The sequence below is a fragment of the Pseudomonas sp. GW823-FHT02E01 genome (assembly GCF_058797535.1).
On record NZ_JBXAJS010000016.1, the window covers coordinates 19,302 to 40,228 of the forward strand.

At 59.4% G+C, this 20,927-nt stretch carries 21 protein-coding genes; 13 read left to right on the plus strand and 8 right to left on the minus strand.

The window, feature by feature from the left end; genetic code table 11:
* Nucleotides 1-95: 95 nt before the first annotated feature.
* From AC1RDQ_RS27150 to AC1RDQ_RS27160, 3 genes are all read left to right on the plus strand, one after another.
* Entirely contained in the window at nucleotides 96-284 is a 189-nt protein-coding gene (locus AC1RDQ_RS27150) for a PFL_1563 family small protein (protein ID WP_015096330.1), read from the plus strand.
* A gap of 207 nt (nucleotides 285-491) precedes the next feature.
* Nucleotides 492-1,214, plus strand: a complete 723-nt coding sequence (locus tag AC1RDQ_RS27155; protein WP_492588622.1) for a TorF family putative porin — start codon at nucleotides 492-494, stop codon at nucleotides 1,212-1,214.
* Nucleotides 1,215-1,291: 77 nt separating this feature from the next.
* The gene (locus AC1RDQ_RS27160) at nucleotides 1,292-2,161 is read left to right on the plus strand and encodes a DUF6279 family lipoprotein (protein ID WP_492588623.1); all 870 of its coding nucleotides are present in this window, start codon (nucleotides 1,292-1,294) and stop codon (nucleotides 2,159-2,161) included.
* A gap of 60 nt (nucleotides 2,162-2,221) precedes the next feature.
* On the opposite strand, the gene AC1RDQ_RS27165 is transcribed toward AC1RDQ_RS27160, so the two are convergent.
* Nucleotides 2,222-2,614: a transcriptional regulator gene (locus tag AC1RDQ_RS27165; protein WP_090453744.1), complete on the minus strand. Its 393-nt coding sequence runs from the start codon at nucleotides 2,612-2,614 to the stop codon at nucleotides 2,222-2,224.
* Between the two features lie 194 nt (nucleotides 2,615-2,808).
* Here AC1RDQ_RS27165 and AC1RDQ_RS27170 point away from each other — a divergent pair, with 194 nt between their 5' ends.
* Complete coding sequence (locus tag AC1RDQ_RS27170) at nucleotides 2,809-3,543, plus strand: DUF899 domain-containing protein (protein WP_349737032.1); 735 nt, start codon at nucleotides 2,809-2,811, stop codon at nucleotides 3,541-3,543.
* A 188-nt stretch (nucleotides 3,544-3,731) separates the two neighbouring features.
* Complete coding sequence (locus tag AC1RDQ_RS27175) at nucleotides 3,732-4,010, plus strand: hypothetical protein (protein WP_349737031.1); 279 nt, start codon at nucleotides 3,732-3,734, stop codon at nucleotides 4,008-4,010.
* A 62-nt stretch (nucleotides 4,011-4,072) separates the two neighbouring features.
* Here the strand turns inward: AC1RDQ_RS27175 and AC1RDQ_RS27180 are convergent, their stop codons facing one another.
* Entirely contained in the window at nucleotides 4,073-5,413 is a 1,341-nt protein-coding gene (locus tag AC1RDQ_RS27180) for a DEAD/DEAH box helicase (RefSeq protein ID WP_007972492.1), read from the minus strand.
* Between the two features lie 192 nt (nucleotides 5,414-5,605).
* Here AC1RDQ_RS27180 and AC1RDQ_RS27185 point away from each other — a divergent pair, with 192 nt between their 5' ends.
* Complete coding sequence (locus AC1RDQ_RS27185) at nucleotides 5,606-6,904, plus strand: mechanosensitive ion channel family protein (RefSeq protein ID WP_090453736.1); 1,299 nt, start codon at nucleotides 5,606-5,608, stop codon at nucleotides 6,902-6,904.
* A gap of 138 nt (nucleotides 6,905-7,042) precedes the next feature.
* Here the strand turns inward: AC1RDQ_RS27185 and AC1RDQ_RS27190 are convergent, their stop codons facing one another.
* The gene (locus tag AC1RDQ_RS27190) at nucleotides 7,043-7,687 is read right to left on the minus strand and encodes a hydrolase (protein ID WP_008018228.1); all 645 of its coding nucleotides are present in this window, start codon (nucleotides 7,685-7,687) and stop codon (nucleotides 7,043-7,045) included.
* A 158-nt stretch (nucleotides 7,688-7,845) separates the two neighbouring features.
* Between AC1RDQ_RS27190 and AC1RDQ_RS27195 the strand changes: the two genes are divergently transcribed.
* Nucleotides 7,846-8,733, plus strand: coding sequence for a LysR family transcriptional regulator (locus AC1RDQ_RS27195; protein WP_492588624.1), 888 nt, complete (start codon nucleotides 7,846-7,848; stop codon nucleotides 8,731-8,733).
* Between the two features lie 116 nt (nucleotides 8,734-8,849).
* Here AC1RDQ_RS27195 and AC1RDQ_RS27200 read toward each other — a convergent pair whose 3' ends face one another.
* The 3 genes from AC1RDQ_RS27200 to AC1RDQ_RS27210 form a co-directional block, all read right to left on the minus strand.
* Nucleotides 8,850-9,716, minus strand: a complete 867-nt coding sequence (locus AC1RDQ_RS27200) for a carboxylate/amino acid/amine transporter (RefSeq protein WP_492588626.1) — start codon at nucleotides 9,714-9,716, stop codon at nucleotides 8,850-8,852.
* Nucleotides 9,717-10,060: 344 nt separating this feature from the next.
* Complete coding sequence (locus tag AC1RDQ_RS27205) at nucleotides 10,061-10,660, minus strand: FMN-dependent NADH-azoreductase (protein ID WP_057400658.1); 600 nt, start codon at nucleotides 10,658-10,660, stop codon at nucleotides 10,061-10,063.
* A 235-nt stretch (nucleotides 10,661-10,895) separates the two neighbouring features.
* A complete protein-coding gene (locus AC1RDQ_RS27210) occupies nucleotides 10,896-11,210 on the minus strand; it encodes a hypothetical protein (RefSeq protein ID WP_057715974.1) in 315 nt (104 codons plus the stop codon).
* 49 nt (nucleotides 11,211-11,259) lie between these two features.
* On the opposite strand from AC1RDQ_RS27210, the gene AC1RDQ_RS27215 reads away from it, so the two are divergent.
* The 5 genes from AC1RDQ_RS27215 to aqpZ all read left to right on the plus strand — a co-directional run bounded on the left by AC1RDQ_RS27215 (nucleotide 11,260) and on the right by aqpZ (nucleotide 16,495).
* Complete coding sequence (locus tag AC1RDQ_RS27215; RefSeq protein WP_057715975.1) at nucleotides 11,260-12,183, plus strand: PA3225 family LysR-type transcriptional regulator; 924 nt, start codon at nucleotides 11,260-11,262, stop codon at nucleotides 12,181-12,183.
* 14 nt (nucleotides 12,184-12,197) lie between these two features.
* Nucleotides 12,198-13,001: an alpha/beta fold hydrolase gene (locus AC1RDQ_RS27220; protein ID WP_492588627.1), complete on the plus strand. Its 804-nt coding sequence runs from the start codon at nucleotides 12,198-12,200 to the stop codon at nucleotides 12,999-13,001.
* Nucleotides 13,002-13,004: 3 nt separating this feature from the next.
* A complete protein-coding gene (locus AC1RDQ_RS27225; RefSeq protein ID WP_057715977.1) occupies nucleotides 13,005-13,568 on the plus strand; it encodes a peptidylprolyl isomerase in 564 nt (187 codons plus the stop codon).
* A gap of 94 nt (nucleotides 13,569-13,662) precedes the next feature.
* Nucleotides 13,663-15,495 carry an ABC transporter ATP-binding protein gene (locus tag AC1RDQ_RS27230; protein ID WP_150813363.1) on the plus strand — a complete coding sequence of 611 codons (1,833 nt, stop codon included), beginning with the start codon at nucleotides 13,663-13,665 and terminating at the stop codon, nucleotides 15,493-15,495.
* A gap of 301 nt (nucleotides 15,496-15,796) precedes the next feature.
* Nucleotides 15,797-16,495, plus strand: a complete 699-nt coding sequence (gene aqpZ / locus AC1RDQ_RS27235; RefSeq protein WP_090453724.1) for an aquaporin Z — start codon at nucleotides 15,797-15,799, stop codon at nucleotides 16,493-16,495.
* 11 nt (nucleotides 16,496-16,506) lie between these two features.
* Here aqpZ and AC1RDQ_RS27240 read toward each other — a convergent pair whose 3' ends face one another.
* Nucleotides 16,507-17,631 (minus strand): GNAT family N-acetyltransferase, encoded by a 1,125-nt coding sequence (locus tag AC1RDQ_RS27240; protein WP_492588629.1) that lies wholly within the window; start codon nucleotides 17,629-17,631, stop codon nucleotides 16,507-16,509.
* A 281-nt stretch (nucleotides 17,632-17,912) separates the two neighbouring features.
* Here AC1RDQ_RS27240 and AC1RDQ_RS27245 point away from each other — a divergent pair, with 281 nt between their 5' ends.
* A complete protein-coding gene (locus AC1RDQ_RS27245; RefSeq protein WP_057715980.1) occupies nucleotides 17,913-19,244 on the plus strand; it encodes a putative porin in 1,332 nt (443 codons plus the stop codon).
* Between the two features lie 308 nt (nucleotides 19,245-19,552).
* Here AC1RDQ_RS27245 and AC1RDQ_RS27250 read toward each other — a convergent pair whose 3' ends face one another.
* Nucleotides 19,553-20,674: a beta-ketoacyl-ACP synthase III gene (locus tag AC1RDQ_RS27250; protein WP_057715981.1), complete on the minus strand. Its 1,122-nt coding sequence runs from the start codon at nucleotides 20,672-20,674 to the stop codon at nucleotides 19,553-19,555.
* Nucleotides 20,675-20,927 lie beyond the last annotated feature (253 nt).

The following is a 20,927-nucleotide window of genomic DNA, read 5'->3' on the forward strand; positions in this document are numbered from 1 at the left end:
ACCCCGACCTCACGAATATGCCGAGGGGATATTTGCCAAGCAATTATCAGGCAACTCCTGTACGATGCCTGGCCAAGTTAATTTTCTACAGGTTAATGGCCGCCATGCGCGTAAAAGCATCCACCAGCAAAGCAAAGCCAGCTCCAGCCGTCGAAACCAGCGAATCGATCAACAGCCAGATCGCTGCGTTCCTCAAGTCCGGCGGTGAAATCCAGCAAATTGCCAAAGGCGTCAGCGGCCAGACGTTCGGCCCGTCCAAGCAGATCACCCTGGGCAAAAAGTAATCCCCCTCGCGTCACCTGGTCCCAAAGCGCTTTGAGCTTCGAAGCGCTTGGACTGGAACCCTCGTTACTCCTCCGGCACTCCCTCAAATCCCGTAGAAATCGACGAACGGCCTTCATTGCCGATTATTCGCCGGTATCCTTGCACACGTCTGGATCAAGCGTTTCAGCGGGTTCACCAGCCTGCCCTCGCAGTTCATGGAGTGACGCATGCTCAAATCTTTCTACCTTTCGGCATTACTCGGCAGCCTGCTGGCATGCTCCGTAGCACAGGCACAAATCTTTCAGCGTGAGGTGGGGGGCTTCGACCTCAAGCTTGGCACCACCCCCACCCGCAGCATGGCCCAGGGCCTGGTCAAACCCTCGGCCGTCGGCTCGTTTCACGGTGGCCTGGACCTGAGCCACGACAGCGGTTTCTACGCGGGTCAATGGTCGCCCAGCATGGGCATCAGCCCGGGGAAAGACCTCGAGATCGACTCCTACATGGGTTTTAAACAACCCTTCGACCAAACCCTCGGCTACGAAGTGGGCCTGATCCGCTACAGCTACCCCGAAGTCACGACCCCTGACAGCCAGGAACTGTTCGGTGGCCTGACCTTGCTCGGCAACCGTTTCGGCATCGCCTTGAGCAATGACCCGGACAAACAGAACAACACCCTGTTCGCTGACTTGAGCGGCAATCAACCGTTCGGTGTCGGCATCAGCCTGAAATACACCACCCACCAATTCAATACGCCAGTGGCGGTGGATGGCGGGTATGTAGGCAGTTTTACCGATTGGTCGCTGAAATTGTCCCGCCCGTTCATGGGCATCGACCTTGACCTGATCTACAGTGACTCCAGCCTGAGCGGCAGCGGTTGCTCGGCCTATGCCGGGCACAACAGCCAGTGCGAAGGGCTGGTGACGCTCAAGGCCGAACACGCGTTCTATTGATCGGCTGAACTGCCGGGCTCCTCCCGGGTTCACATGAGAATCAGACCCCGAAGACTGGCTTTCGCAAGGAATCGCCCATGTCCCGCTGGTTCAAGCATTTCGCCGTTGTGTTGACCGTTACCCTCGCCCTCGGCGCGTGCAGCCGCGTGGGCCTGGCCTACCGCAATCTCGATGTGATCATCCCCTGGACGCTCAGCGACTACCTGGACATGAACGGCGAGCAGAAAATCTGGCTGGATGAACGCCTGAAGGAACACCTGAGCTGGCACTGCACCACCCAACTGCCCGGCTATCTCGACTGGCTGGACCGCCTGCAAACCATGGTCGCTACCAACCAGGTCACCGATGCCGCCTTGCAGGCCCGCGCCCACGAAGCCGAACAGGCGATCGCAGAGACCGCGCGAGAAATCACCCCGTCGGCCATCGAGTTGCTGCAAAGGCTGGATGACAAGCAAGTCGCCGAAATGAACGACGCCTTCGCCAAGGACCGGCGCAAACGCCAGGAGGAATACCTCAAACCCTCCCTCGACCAGCAGATCAAGGAGCGCGGCGCGCGCATGGAGAAGCGCCTGAATGACTGGCTCGGGCCACTGAGCACCACCCAGCAACAGCGGGTAGCCACATGGTCCAGCGCCCTGGGCGATCAGAACACCCAGTGGCTTGCCAACCGGGTCCATTGGCAGAAGCAGTTCAGCGCGGCCGTTGCCCAACGCCAGAGTCCACAATTCCCACAACGAATCGAGACACTTCTGGTCAATCGCGAGAAGTTGTGGACACCTGCCTATCGACAGGCCTTTACCAACACCGAAGCCCAGGCGCGTTCACTGTTCGTGGATCTGATGGCTGAAAGCACGCCGAGCCAGCGGGCACGTTTGCTGAAGAAAATTGAAGGTGTGAGGAAGGACTTCAACGACTTGAAGTGCCTGAAAGCGGCGAAACAAGACTGACTGCAACACAAGACGCATGTGGGAGCGAGCCTGCTCGCTCCCACAGGGGATCACACAACATCAGGCAATCTGCGCTTTCGACGCTACCTCATCAAACGTCATCTCATCCAGCGCATCCTCCTGCTCGTCCAGCACCTGCCGCGGGTGATCATTGCCGGGAATACTGCTGTCGATCAGGCTCAACAAACGCGAACCCCGCGCCGTCAGAATGTAATTGGTGCCCGTGCCACCTTCGTCTTCAGGTCGCGGCGCGATATAGCCACGCGCCAACAGTAACTTTTCGTACTCTCCAGCCACCGTTTTCAAGTGATCAAGATTTTCAATCGGCTCGCCTTCCGCGGCCTTCTGCGCGGCATGCTGTTCGGCGTAAGGCCGCGGCGTGAAGCTGTGGCCCGCGCTGTTTTGCACTTCATGCAGCAAGCGCTCAATCAAGTCCCAGTTGTAAGTCGTCATCCTGATTCAACCTCCGGTGTCGGTTCGATTGATGCCCGTGCAATTGAACGGGCCTTACAGGTTGTGACCGGTACGCCCGGCCACCGTTCAGCCGGGCGTTTGCAGACGACCGACCGGCGGCATGTCGAAATCCATGCAAGCCAAACGACTAGGCTGTGTAAGTCACCTCCCCGCCCCAAGCAGGAGAAAACAACATGAACATTCAGAACCATCCCGTCGTATCGCGGGAAGAATGGGTCGCCGCCCGCAAAGAGCACCTGGCCCACGAAAAAGCCTTCACCAGGGAAAGGGACAGACTCAGCGCCGAACGCCGCGCCCTGCCCTGGGTGAAAATCGACAAGGACTACCACTTCCAGGGACCCGACGGCGAACTGAAACTGGCGGACCTGTTCGGGGGGCGCAGCCAGTTGGTCATCTACCACTTCATGTTCGCCGAGGGCTGGGATGAGGGCTGCCCCGGTTGCTCGTACCTGAGCGATCACATCGACGGCGCCAACCAGCACCTGGCCCACCATGACGTGGCCGTGGTAGCGGTTTCCCACGCACCGTTCGCCGAATTCCAGGCGTTCAAACGGCGCATGGGCTGGAAGTTCGACTGGGTATCGTCCGAAGGCTGCGATTTCAACTACGACTTTGGCGTCACCGCCCGAGCCGAAGACGTCGCCGCCGGAAAGGCTACATACAACTACGAAAAAACCGACGGCGCCGAGGAGGAACTCCCCGGTCTCAGCGTGTTTTATCGCAATGACGCCGGCGAAATTTTCCATACCTACTCCACCTATGCCCGGGGCCTGGACATGCTGGTCGGCGCCTACAACTACCTCGACCTGACGCCCAAGGGTCGCAACGAGGAGGAAATCATGGAGTGGGTGCGGCATCACGACAAATATGAGGAACAGGAGAAGTCGAGCTGCTGCCATGGTGGTTAGCCCCAGACACCGAGGCACGGCCTTCGCGGGCAAGCCACGCTCCCACAGTTTCTGCGGTGTTCACAAAACCTGTGGGCTTGCCCGCGAAAAGGCGCTGACAACCAACCCAAATATCACAGGCTGAACTTTCCCCAGGGGCCAACGCTCAACCGAATAACCCGCCTTGACTGGAGCTGAGGCCCGCCCCCATGAAACCACTGCTGAAGAAGCTCACTCTCGCCGCTACCCTCGCCTGTGCCCTGCCCGCCTGGGCCTGCACCCTCGAGGAAGCCACCGCCAAACGCGAACAACTGGCCCGGGAAGTGGCCAGGCTCACCGAGCAGAACCCGACCAAGGCCAAGGAGATCAACGACGAGTTGCAGAAAATGGACCTGGGCACTGCCGCCAAGGACCTGCCGGACAAGTGTCAGTTAATCGATCAGCGCTTGAAGGAGTTGGACTCGGCAGAAAAGAAAACCGAGAGTTGATAATCATCAGACATAAAAAACCCGGACACTGTCCGGGTTTTTTATGCGTCGCTTGCAACGACTTACTCAGCCGCCGGCGCTTCCGGCTTGCGGCGCTTGAGCGGGGCCATGCCGTCCTTGCTGACCAGGGAATCGCTCTTCGGCCGGTTGGCGCTCTTGCGCTTGGTCGGGGTCTTGGCGGCAGTTTTCTTCTTGTCACCCTTGGCGTCAGTCTTTTTCTTCTTCACGCCGACGGCCTTGCCCGAGGCCTTGACCTTTTTAGGTCCGCCGTAGGTGCCTTTGACTTCCTTGATGGTGCGGCGCTCGAAGCTCTGCTTGAGGTAGCGTTCGATGCTCGACATCAGGTTCCAGTCGCCATGGCAGATCAGCGAGATGGCCAGACCATCGTTACCGGCGCGACCAGTACGACCGATACGGTGCACGTATTCGTCGCCGCTGCGCGGCATGTCGAAGTTGATCACCAGGTCCAGGCCATCTACGTCCAGACCGCGAGCGGCGACGTCGGTAGCCACGAGGATTTTCACGCCGCCCTGCTTAAGGCGGTCGATTGCCAGTTTGCGATCCTTCTGGTCTTTCTCGCCGTGCAGCACGAACGCTTTGTATTCCTGCGCCACCAGGCGGCCGTAGATACGGTCGGCCATGGCCCGGGTGTTGGTGAAGACGATGGCCTTCTGGTAGGTCTCGTTGGCCAGCAGCCAGTTGACGATCTGTTCTTTGTGCTGGTTGTGGTCAGCGGTGATGATCTGCTGGCGGGTGGTGTCGTTCAGCTGGCTGACCGCATTGAGCTGCAAGTGCTCAGGGTTGTTCAGGACCTTGGCGATCATCTCGCGCAGGCCCGAACCACCGGTGGTGGCAGAGAACAGCATGGTCTGCTGACGGTTGGTGCACTCGTCCACCAGACGCTGAACGTCTTCGGCGAAGCCCATGTCGAGCATGCGGTCGGCTTCGTCGAGCACCAGGACTTCAACTTCTTTCAAGTCGAGGTTGCCGGCGTTCAACTGCTCGATCATCCGGCCCGGCGTACCGATCAGGATATCCGGCACCTTGCGCAGCATCGCGGCCTGGACCTTGAAGTCTTCGCCGCCGGTGATCAGGCCGGACTTGATGAAGGTGAACTGCGAGAAGCGTTCAACTTCTTTCAAGGTCTGCTGGGCCAGTTCGCGGGTCGGCAGCAGGATCAGGGTCTTGATGCTGACGCGGATTTTCGCCGGGCCGATCAGACGGTTGAGGATGGGCAAAACGAATGCAGCGGTTTTACCGCTACCGGTTTGCGCCGTCACCCGCAGGTCACGCCCCTGGAGCGCCAGCGGAATGGCCGCGGCTTGCACAGGCGTTGGCTCGACAAATTTCAGCTCGGCCACGGCTTTGAGCAGGCGTTCGTGCAGGGCGAATTGGGAAAACACGGGTGCTACCTCGAAGAAATGCAAAAAAACAGCTGCATAGGGTAACGGTTTCGAGCGCTCAGGCCGAGTTTCTTTATACAAATGGCGGTAAACAGTTGGTTTTTTGTTGCCTGATTTTTCCCGAAACGTAATACAAAGCGTCTTAAATGCTCTAATCCCCTCTCGCGTCTTACAGAAGAATCGTTTTCGACCATGGATATCAAACAGCTCTGGACCAACGTCCTGGACCTTTGGGGCGCCCTCGACCAGCACCCGCTCGTGCACTCCAGCCTGTCGCTGTTGCTGCTGTTGGCAATTGCGCTGTTCCTCGGACGGGTGGCGCGCTACCTCATTCTGCACGCGGCAAAAATGCTCAGTCGCCAGCCGGCCCTGCACTGGGTCAATGATTTTCTACAGAACAAGGTGTTCCATCGCCTGGCCCAGATCACGCCTTCGCTGGTGATCCAGTTCGGCCTCAATCTGGTGCCGGACCTGAGCAAAACCGGCCTGAATTTCCTTGGCAATGTCGCGCTGTCCTTCACCTTCCTGTTTTTGCTGCTGGCGGTCAGCGCCCTGCTCAATGCCCTGCTGGATATCTACGCCCGCACCGAACACGCCCGCACCCGCTCGATCAAAGGCTATGTGCAACTGGCGAATTTGGTGTTGTACGTGTTTGGCGCGATCATCATCGTCGCTACGCTGATCGACCGCTCGCCGCTGTTGCTGCTGTCGGGCCTGGGTGCCATGTCGGCGGTGATTCTGCTGGTCTACAAGGACACGCTGCTATCGTTCGTCGCCAGCGTGCAATTGACCAGCAACGACATGCTGCGGGTCGGCGACTGGATCGAGATGCCCCAGGTGGGCGCCGACGGCGATGTGGTGGACATCACCTTGCACACGGTCAAGGTGCAGAACTTCGACAAGACCATCGTCTCGATCCCGACCTGGCGCCTGATGTCCGAGTCGTTCAAGAACTGGCGCGGCATGCAGGCTTCCGGGGGCCGCCGAATCAAACGCAGCCTGTTCATCGACGCCAGCGGCGTACGCTTTCTGCGTGACGACGAGGAGTTGAAACTTTCCCAGGTGCACTTGCTCACCGACTACATGACCCGCAAACAGGCCGAACTCAAGGCCTGGAACGAAGCCCAGGGCAACGTCGCGGCCATGTCGGCCAACCGCCGGCGGATGACCAACATCGGCACGTTCCGCGCCTATGCGCTGGCCTACCTGAAGAGTCACCCGGAGATCCAGCCGAACATGACCTGCATGGTCCGCCAGATGCAGACCACGGCCCAGGGTATTCCGCTGGAAATCTACTGCTTTACCCGCACCACGGCGTGGGCCGATTACGAGCGGATTCAGGGGGATATTTTCGACTACCTGCTGGCGGTGCTGCCGGAGTTTGGCTTGAGCCTGTATCAGCAGCCGAGTGGTACGGATTTACGGGCCGGGTTGCTGCCGGCAGTGCTGGGGGCAAGCCACATTCCCGAAGCCGAAAAACGCATGATGTAACACTACAAAAAACCTGTAGGAGCGAGCTTGCTCGCGATGAGGGCGTGTCAGTCAACATATGTGTCGTCTGACAGTCCGCAATCGCGAGCAAGCTCGCTCCTACAAGGGCAGGGGTACATCCATTTCAGCGTTTGCGGGTTACTTGACCTGCCGCTGCGGTGCCTTGTGCACCATGGTGTAGGCGTAATCCACGCCCATGCCGTACGCGCCGCTGTGTTCCAGCACCAGCTCCATCACCGCCTCGTAAGTATCCTTGTGCGCCCAGTCACGCTGGTATTCGAGCAACACTTGCTGCCAGGTCACCGGTACCGCGCCGGCCTGAATCATCCGTTGCACCGACATGTCGTGGGCTTCCTTGCTGGTGCCGCCGGAGGCGTCGGTAACGATGTACACCTCGTAGCCTTCAGCCAGAGCTTCCAGTGCCGGGAAGGTCAGGCAGACCTCGGTCCACAGCGCGGCAATGATCAGCTTCTTGCGACCGGTGGCTTTCACCGCGTCTACCAATGCCTTGTCTTCCCAGGAGTTCATCGAAGTGCGCTCGATCGGCTTTTGATCCGGGTGCACAGCCAGCAATTCGGGCCAGATGTAACCGCTGAAGCTTTCGGTTTCGACCGAGGTGTAGATGGTCGGCACGTTGAAGATCTTCGCCGCCTTGGCCAGGCCCACGGTGTTGTTCTTCAGGGTCTGGCGATCGATGGACTGAACGCCGAATGCCATTTGCGGCTGATGGTCGATCAGGATCAGGGCGGAGTTGGTTGGGTTGAGCAGTTCACGAATAGACATGGCGCGTTCCTTTTGATGTCGATACTTCGAATGGGTAAGGGGTTGGTCGACGTTGCCTTCTGCGGCGTTGTTGTCGGCTTGGATGTCACTTTAGGGGCTAGCCATAAAAGGGACAATTACCTAAAATCGAGAATAATTGATTCTAAAATAGGGACAATATGGATCGCATCGAATGCATGCGTGCCTTCGTCGTCACGGTTGGCGAGAACGGCTTCGCCGCCGCCGCCCGGGCCATGGACGTGCCGCGCTCGAAAGTCAGCAAACAGATTCAGGCGCTGGAAGAAGCCATCGGTGTGCAGTTGCTGCAACGCACCACCCGCAGCCTGCACCTGACCGAGGCCGGAGCCGAATATTTCGATGCAGCACGGGAGGTGTTGGCGGCACTGGACGAGGCCGAACAACGCGCCCGTGACGGCATCGGCGAGTTACGCGGTGTGTTACGGGTCAATGCGCCGATGTCGTTCGGTCTTCGGCGACTGGGGCCGTTGATTCCGCTGTTTCATGAGCAGAACCCGAACATCGAACTGCAACTGGTGCTCAGCGACCAGCAAGTCGATCCCGTGCGGGGTGGGTTTGACGTGACCATCCGCATCGCCAGCATGCCCGACTCGACGATGATTGCCCGGCAACTGGCACCCGCACCGCGCATCATGGTGGCATCCCCTGCTTATCTCGAGCGCGCGGGCGTGCCGCAGACTCCGCAGGATCTGCGCACCCATCAATGCCTGAACTACGGGTATCTACAGAGCGGTGTCAGCCTGCAACTGTGCAATGGCAAGGAAACCCAGCGGGTGAACGTCACCGGCCCACTGCACGCCAACAACGGCGACTTGCTCGCCCAGGCCGCCGAAGCCGGCATGGGCATCGCCCTGCTGCCCGACTTCATTGTCGAGGATGCGCTGGCGGCCGGGCGACTGATGCCGGTGCTGTGTGAATGGCAGGCTCCGGCGATCACCATCAATGCGGTGTATTCGTCAGCCCGGCGGGTGCCGCAAAAGACCCGGGCGTTTATCGAGTTTCTGGTAGGACAACTGGCGCCGAAGTGATTTTTAAATCACACAATTTCCTGCGGGAGCGAGCTTGCTCGCGATAGCGGTGGATCAGGCAACATCATTTATCGCGATCAGGCTCGCTCCTACAGGTACATCGGAGTACCCGGAGTTTAGTGAACGGCCAAAGGCTTGCGTATACCCAACCGACTGATCCACACCGCCAGCAAAATCACCGAACCGCCGAGCAACAACCGCCCCAGTTCTTCATGCTGGTTCCAGATCAACAGGTTGATCAGCAACCCCACCGGCACATGCAGGTTGTTCATCACCGCCAGGGTCCCGCCGTTGACCAGGCACGCGCCTTTGTTCCACCAGTAGAGCCCCAAAGCGGTCGAGACCAGGCCGAGGAACAGCAGCACGCCCCATTGCAACGGCGCTTCGGGCAGGAAGTTCTGTTTGCCGAACAACAGAAACGCCGGCAATGCCACCGCCAGTGCGCCGAGGTAGAAGAAGCCGAAACGCCGGTAATGCGGCAGATCGCTCGGGTGGCGCGCGACCAGATGTTTATAGAGCACCTGCCCGGCGGCGTAGGTGAAGTTGGCCAGTTGCAGCAACATGAACCCCATGAAGAAGTCCGGGTTGATCCGGTCGAAGCGAATCACCGCAGCCCCCGCCACCGCCACCAACGCCGCGACCAGGGCCCAGGGGTTGAAGTGACGATTGAGCGCATCTTCAATCAGGGTCACGTGCAGCGGCGTGAGGATGGTGAACAGCAACACTTCCGGCACCGTCAGTACGCGAAAGCTCAGGTACAGGCAGACGTATGTCACGCCGAACTGCAACGCGCCGATCAACAACATGCCACGCATGAAAGCCGGTTCCACCGAGCGCCAGCGGGTCAGCGGAATGAACACCAGCCCTGCCAGCAGTACGCGTACCAGCACGGCGAAGTAACTGTCGACATGACCGGCCAGGTATTCGCCGATCAAACTGAAGGAAAACGCCTGGATCAGCGTGACAAAAAGTAGATAGCCCATGCTCGCCTCATTTCGAATGGCGGCGACGATAGCGGGTTTTGCTGCTGATCGCGAACACCCAAATAATACAAATTCCTTGTGGGAGCGAGCTTGCTCGCGATAGCGGTGGATCATTCAACATCATTGTCGACTGACACTCCGTCATCGCGAGCAAGCTCGCTCCCACAGGGTTTTGTCGGTGTTGGTTAAATCCCGGGCAAAAAAAAGCCCGATCTCGCTAAAGCGTTCAATCGGGCCAGGGCACTCAGGAGCAACAAGTGCGAAGGGAGGTTCGATGCGCGTACAGGCTTGAAGGGTTGCGCCAGGTCACTAAACCATCCAGCGATTATCTGGCGATTAACCGGTCAGGCCACTTGCGAAAGCCTGGCGTTCGCCTGGTTCAGGCCTTTCTCCTGGAAGTCACCGCCCAGGTTCATGCCTTCGGCGTGGATGAACGTCACGTCGTGAATGCCGATGAAGCCCATGACCTGACGCAGGTACGGTTCCTGGTGATCGGCGGTGCTGCCGGCATAGATGCCGCCGCGAGCCGTCAACACAAAGGCGCGCTTGCCGCTGAGCAGGCCTTGCGGACCGGTTTCGGTGTACTTGAAGGTCACGCCGGCACGCAGTACATGGTCGAGCCAGGCTTTCAGGGTGCTGGGGATCGCAAAGTTGTACATGGGCGCGGCCATGACCAGTACATCGGCGGCAAGCAATTCATCGGTCAACTGGTTGGAGCGTTCCAGGGACGCCTGTTCGATGTCGCTGCGCTGCTCGGCGGGTTTCATCCAGCCACCCAGCAGGTTGATATCCAGGTGCGGCACCGGCTTGACGGCCAGGTCCCGGACAGTGATCTGGTCATTCGGGTGAGCGGCTTTCCACTGGCTGATGAACGTCTGGGTCAGTTGGCGGGAAACCGAGTCTTGCTGACGGGCACTGCTTTCGATGATCAGAACGCGGGACATGGGATGTAGCCTCCATCTGAGAATGCTGTAGGTCGATGGAGTGAAGGTTAAACAGAGTCATATCGATGAAAAAGCGCAAATAACTGCTATAACCCATCAATAAATTCGTTTATAAGCTCAGCATGCACTACCCCCTGTAGGAGCGAGCTTGCTCGCGAGGCGTCATGTCATTCAATTTTTTTGTTGCCTGACACACCGCTATCGCGAGCAAGCTCGCTCCCACAGGGGATTGATTTCATTTCGGGGTGCAGGTCAGCTCGATGCGCAGCTTGATGATGCTGCGGGTGAACTTGGCGGTGGCATTTTTGTGCTTGCCGGCCGGTACGTCGATCTTGCGGGTACGCGGTGCTTCCGGGCCATTGATGAAAACGACCTTGCAACTCGCATCGACGTCGCCGTAGTTGGCTACCTGAATGGAGCCGATGTCGTTATCCGTGTCGTAGGTCTGGTAATCGATCTTCATGCCGTTGAGGTCTTTTTTCACATCGATCGGGTAAGCCATCGCCGTCAGCGGCAGCAGCGCCAGCAGCACACAACAGAATTTTTTCATTCAGCAGCCTCCAATTAGGGCTGCCAGCTTAGGACAAGAGGAGTTCAACATGAAAGCGCCCCGCGTGACCCTCGATCAATGGCGAACGCTGCAGGCCGTGGTCGATCACGGTGGTTTCGCCCAGGCCGCCGAGGCGCTGCATCGCTCGCAATCGTCAGTCAGCTACACCGTGGCCCGCATGCAGGATCAACTCGGCGTGCCGTTGCTGCGTATCGACGGACGCAAAGCCGTGCTGACCGAAGCCGGCGGGGTGCTGTTGCGCCGTTCCCGGCAACTGGTGAAACAGGCCAGTCAACTCGAAGACCTGGCCCATCACATGGAGCAGGGCTGGGAAGCCGAAGTGCGCCTGGTGGTCGATGCCGCTTACCCAAGCGCCCGCCTCGTCCGCGCCTTGACCGCGTTCATGCCGCAAAGCCGTGGCTGCCGGGTGCGCCTGCGCGAGGAAGTGCTGTCTGGCGTGGAGGAAGTCCTGCTCGAAGGCGTGGCCGACCTGGCCATCACGGGTTTCAGTATTCCCGGTTACCTGGGCGCGGAGTTGAGCGATGTCGAGTTCGTTGCGGTTGCCCATCCGGAGCATCCCCTGCACCGCCTCAACCGCGAACTGAGCTTCCAGGACCTGGAAAGCCAGATGCAAGTGGTGATCCGCGACTCGGGCCGCCAGCAACCACGGGACGTCGGCTGGCTCGGTGCCGAACAGCGCTGGACCGTCGGCAGCCTGGCCACCGCCGCGACCTTCGTCGGCAGCGGCCTGGGGTTTGCCTGGCTGCCCAGACACATGATCGAACGGGAACTCAAGGAAGGTACGCTCAAGCTGCTACCGTTGGATCAGGGCGGCAGCCGTAACCCGAGCTTTTACCTGTATTCGAACAAGGACAAACCGCTGGGACCGGCCACGCAGATTCTCATCGAACTGCTGCGTACGTTTGACACCGCACCACTGGACGCACCGTTCGCCGCCCCCGAACAAGCCTGACACGGAGTGTATGCATGGCCTATTTCGAACACGAAGGTTGTAACCTGCACTATGAGGAATATGGCCACGGCACGCCGCTGCTGCTGGTCCACGGCCTCGGCTCCAGCACCCTGGACTGGGAAAAACAGATCCCGGCACTTGCTACCCGCTACCGCGTGATCGTCCCGGATGTGCGCGGTCACGGCCGTTCGGACAAGCCCCAGGAGCGCTACAGCATTGCCGGATTCAGCGCTGACCTGATTGCACTGATCGAACACCTCAATCTCGGTCCGGCACACTATGTCGGCCTGTCCATGGGCGGCATGATCGGCTTCCAGCTGGGCGTGGATCAGCCGCAACTGCTCAAGAGCCTGTGCATCGTCAACAGCGCGCCCGAGGTCAAGCTGCGCAGCCGCGATGACTACTGGCAGTGGTTCAAGCGCTGGAGCCTGATGCACGCACTCAGCCTGCGCACCATTGGCAAGGCACTGGGCGGCAAGCTGTTCCCCAAACCCGAGCAGGCCGACTTGCGACAAAAAATGGCCGAACGCTGGGCAAAAAACGACAAACATGCTTATCTCGCCAGCTTCAATGCCATTGTCGGCTGGGGAGTCCAGGAACGACTTTCGAAGGTCACCTGTCCAACCCTCGTCGTCAGCGCCGACCGTGACTACACACCGGTGGCGCTGAAGGAAAACTACGTAAAACTGCTGCCCGACGCGCGGCTGGTGGTGATCGCCGATTCACGCCACGCCACGCCACTGGACCAGCCGGAACACTTCAACCAGACGCTGCTGGAGTTTCTGACCGCAGTCGACACCACCACTCAGGATCACTGACCCATGCTGAAAAAAATCGCCCTCGCCGCAGGCACCGTCCTGTTTGCCGCCAACCTGATGGCCGCGACGCCGGAAAAGGCACCGCATGTGCTGCTGGACACCACCAACGGCCAGATCGAAATCGAACTGGACCCGGTCAAGGCTCCGATCAGTACCAAGAACTTCCTTGCGTACGTCGACAGCGGCTTCTACAACAACACGATTTTCCATCGGGTGATCCCGGGGTTCATGGCGCAGGGCGGTGGTTTCACCTCCTCGATGCAGCAGAAACCGACCAAGGACCCGATCAAGAACGAAGCCAGCAACGGCCTGCATAACGTGCGTGGCACGCTGTCGATGGCGCGCACTTCCGATCCAGACTCGGCCACCAGTCAGTTCTTCATAAACGTCAAGGACAACGACTTCCTCGATCCGGGCCGTGACGCCGGTTATGCCGTGTTCGCCAAAGTGGTCAAGGGCATGGATGTAGTGGACATCATCGTCAACTCCCAAACCACCACCAAGCAAGGCATGCAGAATGTGCCTATCGACCCGGTGCTCATCAAGTCGGCCAAGCGCATCGACTGAGACTAAGCTGGACAAGGATGTCCGAGCCGTTGCCGGTGTTTGCCGGCAACGCTCAAAACGTTAAAAGGAGAGCCCGCTCGCGGGCGAACAACCAATGCTTTATCGCCGCTTTGAAAAACTGATCGATGTGTTCCGCGAAGCACCGACGGCGTCTCCGCCGGACCGGGTTTTCCCTTTCTACACTTATTACCTCAAGCAGGTCTGGCCGAGCTTCGCCGCCCTGCTGATCGTCGGCCTGATTGGTGCGTTGATCGAGGTGGCGTTGTTCAGCTACCTGAGCCGTATCATCGACCTGGCCCAAGGCACGCCGAACATCAATCTGTTCCAGGATCACGCCCTCGAACTGACCTGGATGGTGGTGGTTGCGCTGGTGCTGCGCCCCATATTCGTGGGCCTGCATGACCTGCTGGTGCACCAGACCCTGAGCCCCAGCATGACCAGCATGATCCGCTGGCAGAACCACAGCTACGTGCTCAAGCAGAGCCTGAATTTCTTCCAGAACGACTTCGCCGGGCGCATCGCCCAACGCATCATGCAAACCGGCAACTCACTGCGCGATTCCGCCGTGCAAGCCGTGGATGCGTTGTGGCATGTGCTGATCTACGCCATCAGTTCCCTGGTGCTGTTCGCCGAAGCCGACTGGCGCCTGATAATCCCGCTGCTGACCTGGATCTTCGCCTTCATCGGCGCCCTCTGTTACTTCGTGCCACGGGTCAAGGATCGCTCGGTGGTGGCGTCCGATGCGCGCTCCAAACTCATGGGGCGGATTGTCGACGGCTACACCAACATCACCACCCTGAAATTGTTCGCCCACACCAACTTCGAGCAGCAATACGCCCGCGAAGCGATCAAGGAACAGACCGAAAAGGCGCAACTGGCTGGCCGTGTGGTCACCAGCATGGACGTGGTCATCACCAGCATGAACGGCTTGCTGATCGTCTGCACCACCGGCCTGGCCCTGTGGTTGTGGACGCAGTCGTTGATCAGCGTCGGGGCGATTGCCCTGGCCACCGGCCTGGTGATCCGCATCGTCAACATGTCCGGCTGGATCATGTGGGTGGTGACCGGCATCTTCGAAAACATCGGCATGGTGCAGGACGGTCTGCAGACCATCTCGCAACCGGTCAGCGTCACTGACCGCGACCAGGCCAAACCCCTGGCGGTGGCCCGTGGCGAAGTACGCTTCGAACAGGTGGATTTCCACTATGGCAAGCAGAGCGGGATCATCGGCGACCTCAACCTGAGCATCAAGGCTGGCGAGAAAATCGGCCTGATCGGCCCTTCCGGCGCCGGCAAGTCAACCCTGGTGAACCTGCTGCTGCGCCTGTACGACGTCGAAGGCGGACGCATCCTGATCGACGGCCAGAACATCGCCGACGTCAGCCAGGAAAGCCTGCGCGAACGCATCGGCATGATCACCCAGGACACCTCGCTGCTGCACCGTTCGATCCGTGACAACCTGCTGTATGGCAAACCCGACGCCACCGACGCCCAGCTCTGGGAAGCGGTGCACAAGGCCCGGGCTGACGGTTTCATTCCTTCGTTGTCGGACGCTGAAGGCCGTACCGGTTTCGATGCCCACGTCGGTGAACGCGGGGTGAAACTCTCCGGCGGCCAGCGCCAGCGCATCGCCATCGCCCGGGTACTGCTCAAGGACGCGCCGATCCTGATCATGGATGAGGCCACGTCGGCACTGGACTCGGAAGTCGAAGCGGCGATCCAGGAAAGCCTCGAGACCCTGATGCAGGGCAAAACCGTGATCGCCATCGCTCACCGGCTCTCGACCATCGCCCGGATGGACCGGCTGGTGGTGCTGGAAAACGGCAAGATCGCCGAAACCGGAACCCACGCCGAGCTGCTCGCCCATGGCGGTTTGTATGCGCGGTTGTGGCAACACCAGACCGGTGGGTTTGTCGGGATCGATTGATCCATTGGATCAACACAGCAATCCCTGTGGGAGCGAGCTTGCTCGCGATGACGGAGTGTCAGTCGACAGCAATGTTGTCTGGTCCACCGCTATCGCGAGCAAGCTCGCTCCCACAGGTCCCAGTGAAGCCGAAAGATTATAGAAAACCGCCAGGGCCCGCCAACAACGGGCCCTGGCGGTTTTTTATGCCTGCTGGAATTCTGAAAAAACCGTGCTGTACTGACTTCAACGTTCTGGAGATGGTTCTGCAGTCCATCAGCTGGATGCTAAAGGCAGCATAATCTCGAAAGGGCACTCTCTTATGTCTCTGTTAAAACGTTCGGCGACTGAGTTGGTAGGTACGTTCTGGCTGGTGTTGGGTGGTTGCGGCAGCGCAGTGTTGGCGGCGGCTTTTCCGGAGGTGGGGATCGGTCTGCTCGGGGTGTCCTTCGCGTTTGGCCTGACAGTGCTGACCATGGCTTTTGCCATTGGCCATATTTCCGGCTGTCATCTCAATCCCGCGGTATCCCTCGGCCTGGTGGTGGGTGGGCGGTTTCCGGCCAAGGAATTGCCAGCCTACATCATTGCCCAGGTCATTGGCGGTGTGATTGCCGCCGCGCTGCTGTACTTCATTGCCAGCGGCAAACCCGGCTTCGAACTGGCGGGAGGCCTGGCGTCCAACGGCTACGGCGAACACTCGCCTGGCGGCTATTCGATGGCGGCAGGGTTTGTCTGTGAACTGGTGATGACCGCGATGTTCATCCTGATCATCCTCGGCGCCACCGACAAACGTGCACCGGCAGGACTGGCACCCATTGCCATCGGCCTGGGGCTGACGTTGATCCACCTGATCTCGATCCCGGTCACCAACACTTCAGTCAACCCGGCGCGCAGCACCGGCCCGGCGCTGATCGTCGGCGGCTGGGCGATTCAACAACTGTGGATGTTCTGGGTCGCGCCGCTACTCGGTGCAGTGGTCGGTGGCGTGCTGTATCGCTGGCTGGGCAAGGAAGAAAGCTGACACGCTGAAGTTCAGCCTTGTCGATAAGGCAAGGCTGACTTCGCATCTTCTGCATAAGCCAGCACCCCCAGCCGCTCCTGCTCCAGGAAATCTTTCACCGCAGCTTTCAATCCCGAATGCCGCAAGTAGTGCCAGGAATGCGTAATGACTGGCTCGAATCCGCGAATCAGTTTGTGCTCGCCCTGGGCTCCGGCATCGAAACGCTGGAAACCATTGGCAATGGCATAGTCCATACCCTGGTAGAAACAGGTCTCGAAATGCAGGCGATCGAACTCCGCCAGGCATCCCCAATAACGGCCATAAAAACTGTCGCCCCCCACCAGACTGAACGCCATCGCCACCGGCCGTGAACCCTGTTTGGCCAGTACCACGCGAATCGACTCCGGCATGCGCTCGGCCAGCAGGCTGAAAAACTCCCGCGTCAGGTACGGCGCTTGCCGGCGCACCGCGTACGTATTGGCGTAGCAGGCATAGACGAAATCCCATTGCGCCTGGCTCAGGTCCCGCCCCTCCAGCCATTCGAACTCGAAACCCTGGCCGGCCACCTGCTCGCGCTCCTTGCGCATCTGTTTGCGCTTGCGCGAACTGAGCACGTCGAGGAAGTCCTGGAAATCCCGGTAGCCGCGATTCTGCCAGTGGTATTGACAGCCAACGCGCTGCAGCCAGCCCGGTTGCTCGCTCAGTGCCGCGTCGGTGAACGGATCGGTGAAATTGATGTGGGCACTGGAGAGCCCTTCAAGCTCCAGGTAGCCCGGCAGGCTTTTCAACAACTCGAAGCCGTCTTCGACCGTGGCCGCCAACAACCGCGGCCCGGTGACCGGACTGAACGGCACCGCGCTCAACAGCTTGGGGTAGTAGTCGATGCCGGCACGTTCACAGGCATCGGCCCAGGCGTGATCGAACACGTACTCGCCATAGGAATGCCACTTGCGATAACCGGGCAGCGCGGCGATCAGTCGATCCCCTTCGACGTGCAATAAATGCTCGGGCTGCCAGCCGGTATGGGGTCCGACGCTGCCGCTGTCTTCCAGTGCGCTCAAATAGGCGTGACGCAGAAAAGGCTGAGTCTCGGGCACCAGTGCGTCCCACGTCTGCGGGGCGATTTCTGACAGTTTTTGCAGGCGTTGCAACGGCATCACCATCCTCACTCTTCATGGCGTGAAAGCCCCGCGAGTATCGCCTATCGCTCTGCAATGCACACGGGCAAAACGACGACAGCGCTCTAACTCAATAGTTCACGGCAGCTTTGTATCGTCATCGACATGACATCACATTGCCACTGCTCTGTAATAAACCATCGCGATACTGGCGCCTGTTTTTAGAGCGCCGGGTTATACCCGGCCACTGTTTTCCGCCCCCTTATGGTCGGTTGTGTCCCGGATGGCTCTGTCATCCCCTCTCATCTTCGGAGATTGATATGCGTCTTGCTTCCACGAAAACTGCGGCGGCCTTGTGCGGTGGCCTGTTGCTGGCCATGAGTGTTCCGGCCAGTGCCGCAGTCGACGCCAAACTGCTCGACATGCTCAAGGCTAACGGCTCGATCACCAGCGCGCAGTACAGCGAACTGCAAGCCGAGCTGGCCAGGGATCAGAAAGAACAGCAGATCGCCCGTCAGGCTCAGCAAGAGACCAACGAGCAAATCGCGGCCACCGCGAAGAAAACCGACACACTGAGCGCTTTCGACCAGAAACTGGCCTGGGCTGCCAAGACCCAGTTCAAGGGCGACGTGCGCTTCCGTCAGGAAACCGTGCACAACGATGGCGTATCCAACAACAAAGACCAGGACCGTCAGCGCATTCGTGCCCGCCTGGGTGCCTACACCGAAATCAACCCGCAAGTCGACACCGGTATCCGTATCGCCACCGGCAACAACGACGACGCTCGATCCACCAACCAGAGCCTGGACAACTACTTCGACAAGAAGCAGATCTGGCTGGACCAGGGTTACGTCGACTACCACCCGGACGCGATCAAGAACCTGCACCTAGTTGGCGGCAAGATGCCGCAACAATGGGTGAGCATGGGCGACATCATCTGGGATAGCGACATCAGCCCGGAAGGTCTGGCCGTTACCTACAAGTACCCGCTGAGCGGCAGCACCGAGCTGTTCGGCAGCGCCGGTCACTACACCCTCAAGGACAACGTCGACGGTGAAGGCGTGCAGTTCAAGCACGACCTGCGCCTGTATGCCGGCCAGTTGGGTGGTCGCTTCGCCATCACCGACAGCATGAAAATGACCTTGGGCGGCAGTCTTTACGCCTACGACAACGATGACAGCAGCGCCTGCCCTACCAGCGGCACCGTCACCACGCCGTGCGCACTGGCCGTCAACGGCAACAGCCCGGGCGAACAGTTCAAACTGTACGAAGGCTTTGGCCAGCTGGACTTCTCCAACCTGCCAGTACCGCTGTCGCTGTACGGTCAGTACGTCAACAACGCCGATGCCAGCAACGACCAGGACACTGGCTGGTTGGCCGGTGTCAAGACCAAGCTTTACGGTTTCGGCGTGGACTACAACTACCGCGACGTACAGCGTAACGCTGTGGTGGGCGCCTTCACCGACTCCGACTTCGCCAACGGCTTCACCGGTTCGCGCGGCAGCAAGCTGAAAGTGAGCTACGAACTGGACAAGAACTTCACCCTGGGCGCGACCTACTACATGGCGACCTCGGACCAGACCAACGCCAACATCAAGAAAACCGATTCGGACATCAACACCCTGCAACTGGATGCCGAAGCCAAGTTCTGATTCACCCCGCTACACGACTCGGGCAAGGAAGCCCGGGACGCTTTTACAGCCTGTCGTTGTTATCTCGGTCCCCATCATCCTCCGATATAACAACGCCGGGCTGTTTTCATATCCCCGCCTGCACATATTCATTGTGGCGAGGGGGCTTGCCCCCGTTGGATCGCGAAGCGATCCCAAACCCGGCCACTGCAATTTGACAGACATACCGTATCAGCCTGTTCTACGTCGACTTCGTCGCCGAACGGGGGCAAGCCCCCTCGCCACAAAAGCCCTGCCAAAAAAATCGCAGCTGCGACAGTTAAAAAAACTCAGCGCTTGCGCAGCAACACGCTACCAATCGAATAACCGGCACCGAACGAACTGAGCACGGCCAGCGAACCTGCAGCCAGATCGTCCTGGTTCTTGTGGAACGCAATCACGGAACCGGCGGAACTGGTGTTGGCGTAGGTGTCGAGAATCACCGGCGCTTCCTGTTCGGTGGCGTCGCGGCCCAGCAGCTTCTTGACGATCAGGTGGTTCATGCTGAGGTTGGCCTGGTGCAGCCAGAAGCGCTTCACGTCACTGACGTTGAGCTGGTTCTCCTGCAGATGCTCACCGATCAGCTCGGCAACCAACGGGCAGACTTCCTTGAACACCTTGCGGCCTTCCTGCACGAACAGTTTGTCCTTGGCACCGATGCCCTCTTCCGCCGCACGGTTGAGGAAGCCGAAGTTGTTGCGGATGTTGTTGGAGAACTTGGTCAGCAGCTTGGTGCTGACGATGTCGAACTGGTACTTGGACGTCGCCAGGTCAGCACGCTCGATGATCACCGCGGTGGCAGCGTCACCGAAGATGAAGTGGCTGTCGCGGTCACGGAAGTTCAGGTGGCCGGTGCAGACCTCCGGGTTGACCATCAGGACCGCCCGGGCCTGGCCCAGTTGCACGCTGTTGGCGGCGGTCTGGATACCGAAGGTCGCCGAGGAGCACGCCACGTTCATGTCGAAACCGAAACCCTGGATGCCCAGCGCTTCCTGGACTTCGATGGCAATGGCTGGATAGGCGCGCTGCAGGTTGGAACAGGCGACGATCACGCCGTCGATGTCCGCGGCGGTCTTGCCGGCGCGCTGCAAGGCTTGTTCGGCCGCGCCGATGGCCATCTGGCACAGCACCGACCACTCGTCGTTGGAACGCTCCGGCAGGCGTGGGGCCATGCGCTGCGGGTCGAGGATGCCATCCTTGTCCATGACAAAGCGGCTTTTGATGCCCGAGGCCTTTTCGATGAACGCGGCGCTGGATTCGGTCAATGCCTCCACTTCACCGCGCGCAATGGCATCGGCGTTGTCGGCGTTGAATTGCGCGACGTAAGTATTGAAAGACTGCACCAGCTCTTCGTTGGAAATGCTATTGGCCGGGGTGTACAGGCCGGTGCCGCTGATGACGACGTTATGCATGGTCGTGTCTCTAATCTGTTCAGGCAGAAAGCATTGGCACCGTCGTACCAATACACAAAGGGTCTATTCCCATCCGGGGGACGCAAACCTGGCATCGCTTTATTCCTGCTCGCAACCGTGTCGAAGGCTCTAGGTCGCGAAACTGGCGTTTATGGTCGCGAAGTTTGCCATAAACCTTGGGTTTTGGCGCCTTTTGCAAGAGCGACAACATACTTGTAGGAGCGAGCTCGCTCGCGATGAACCAGAGAACGCC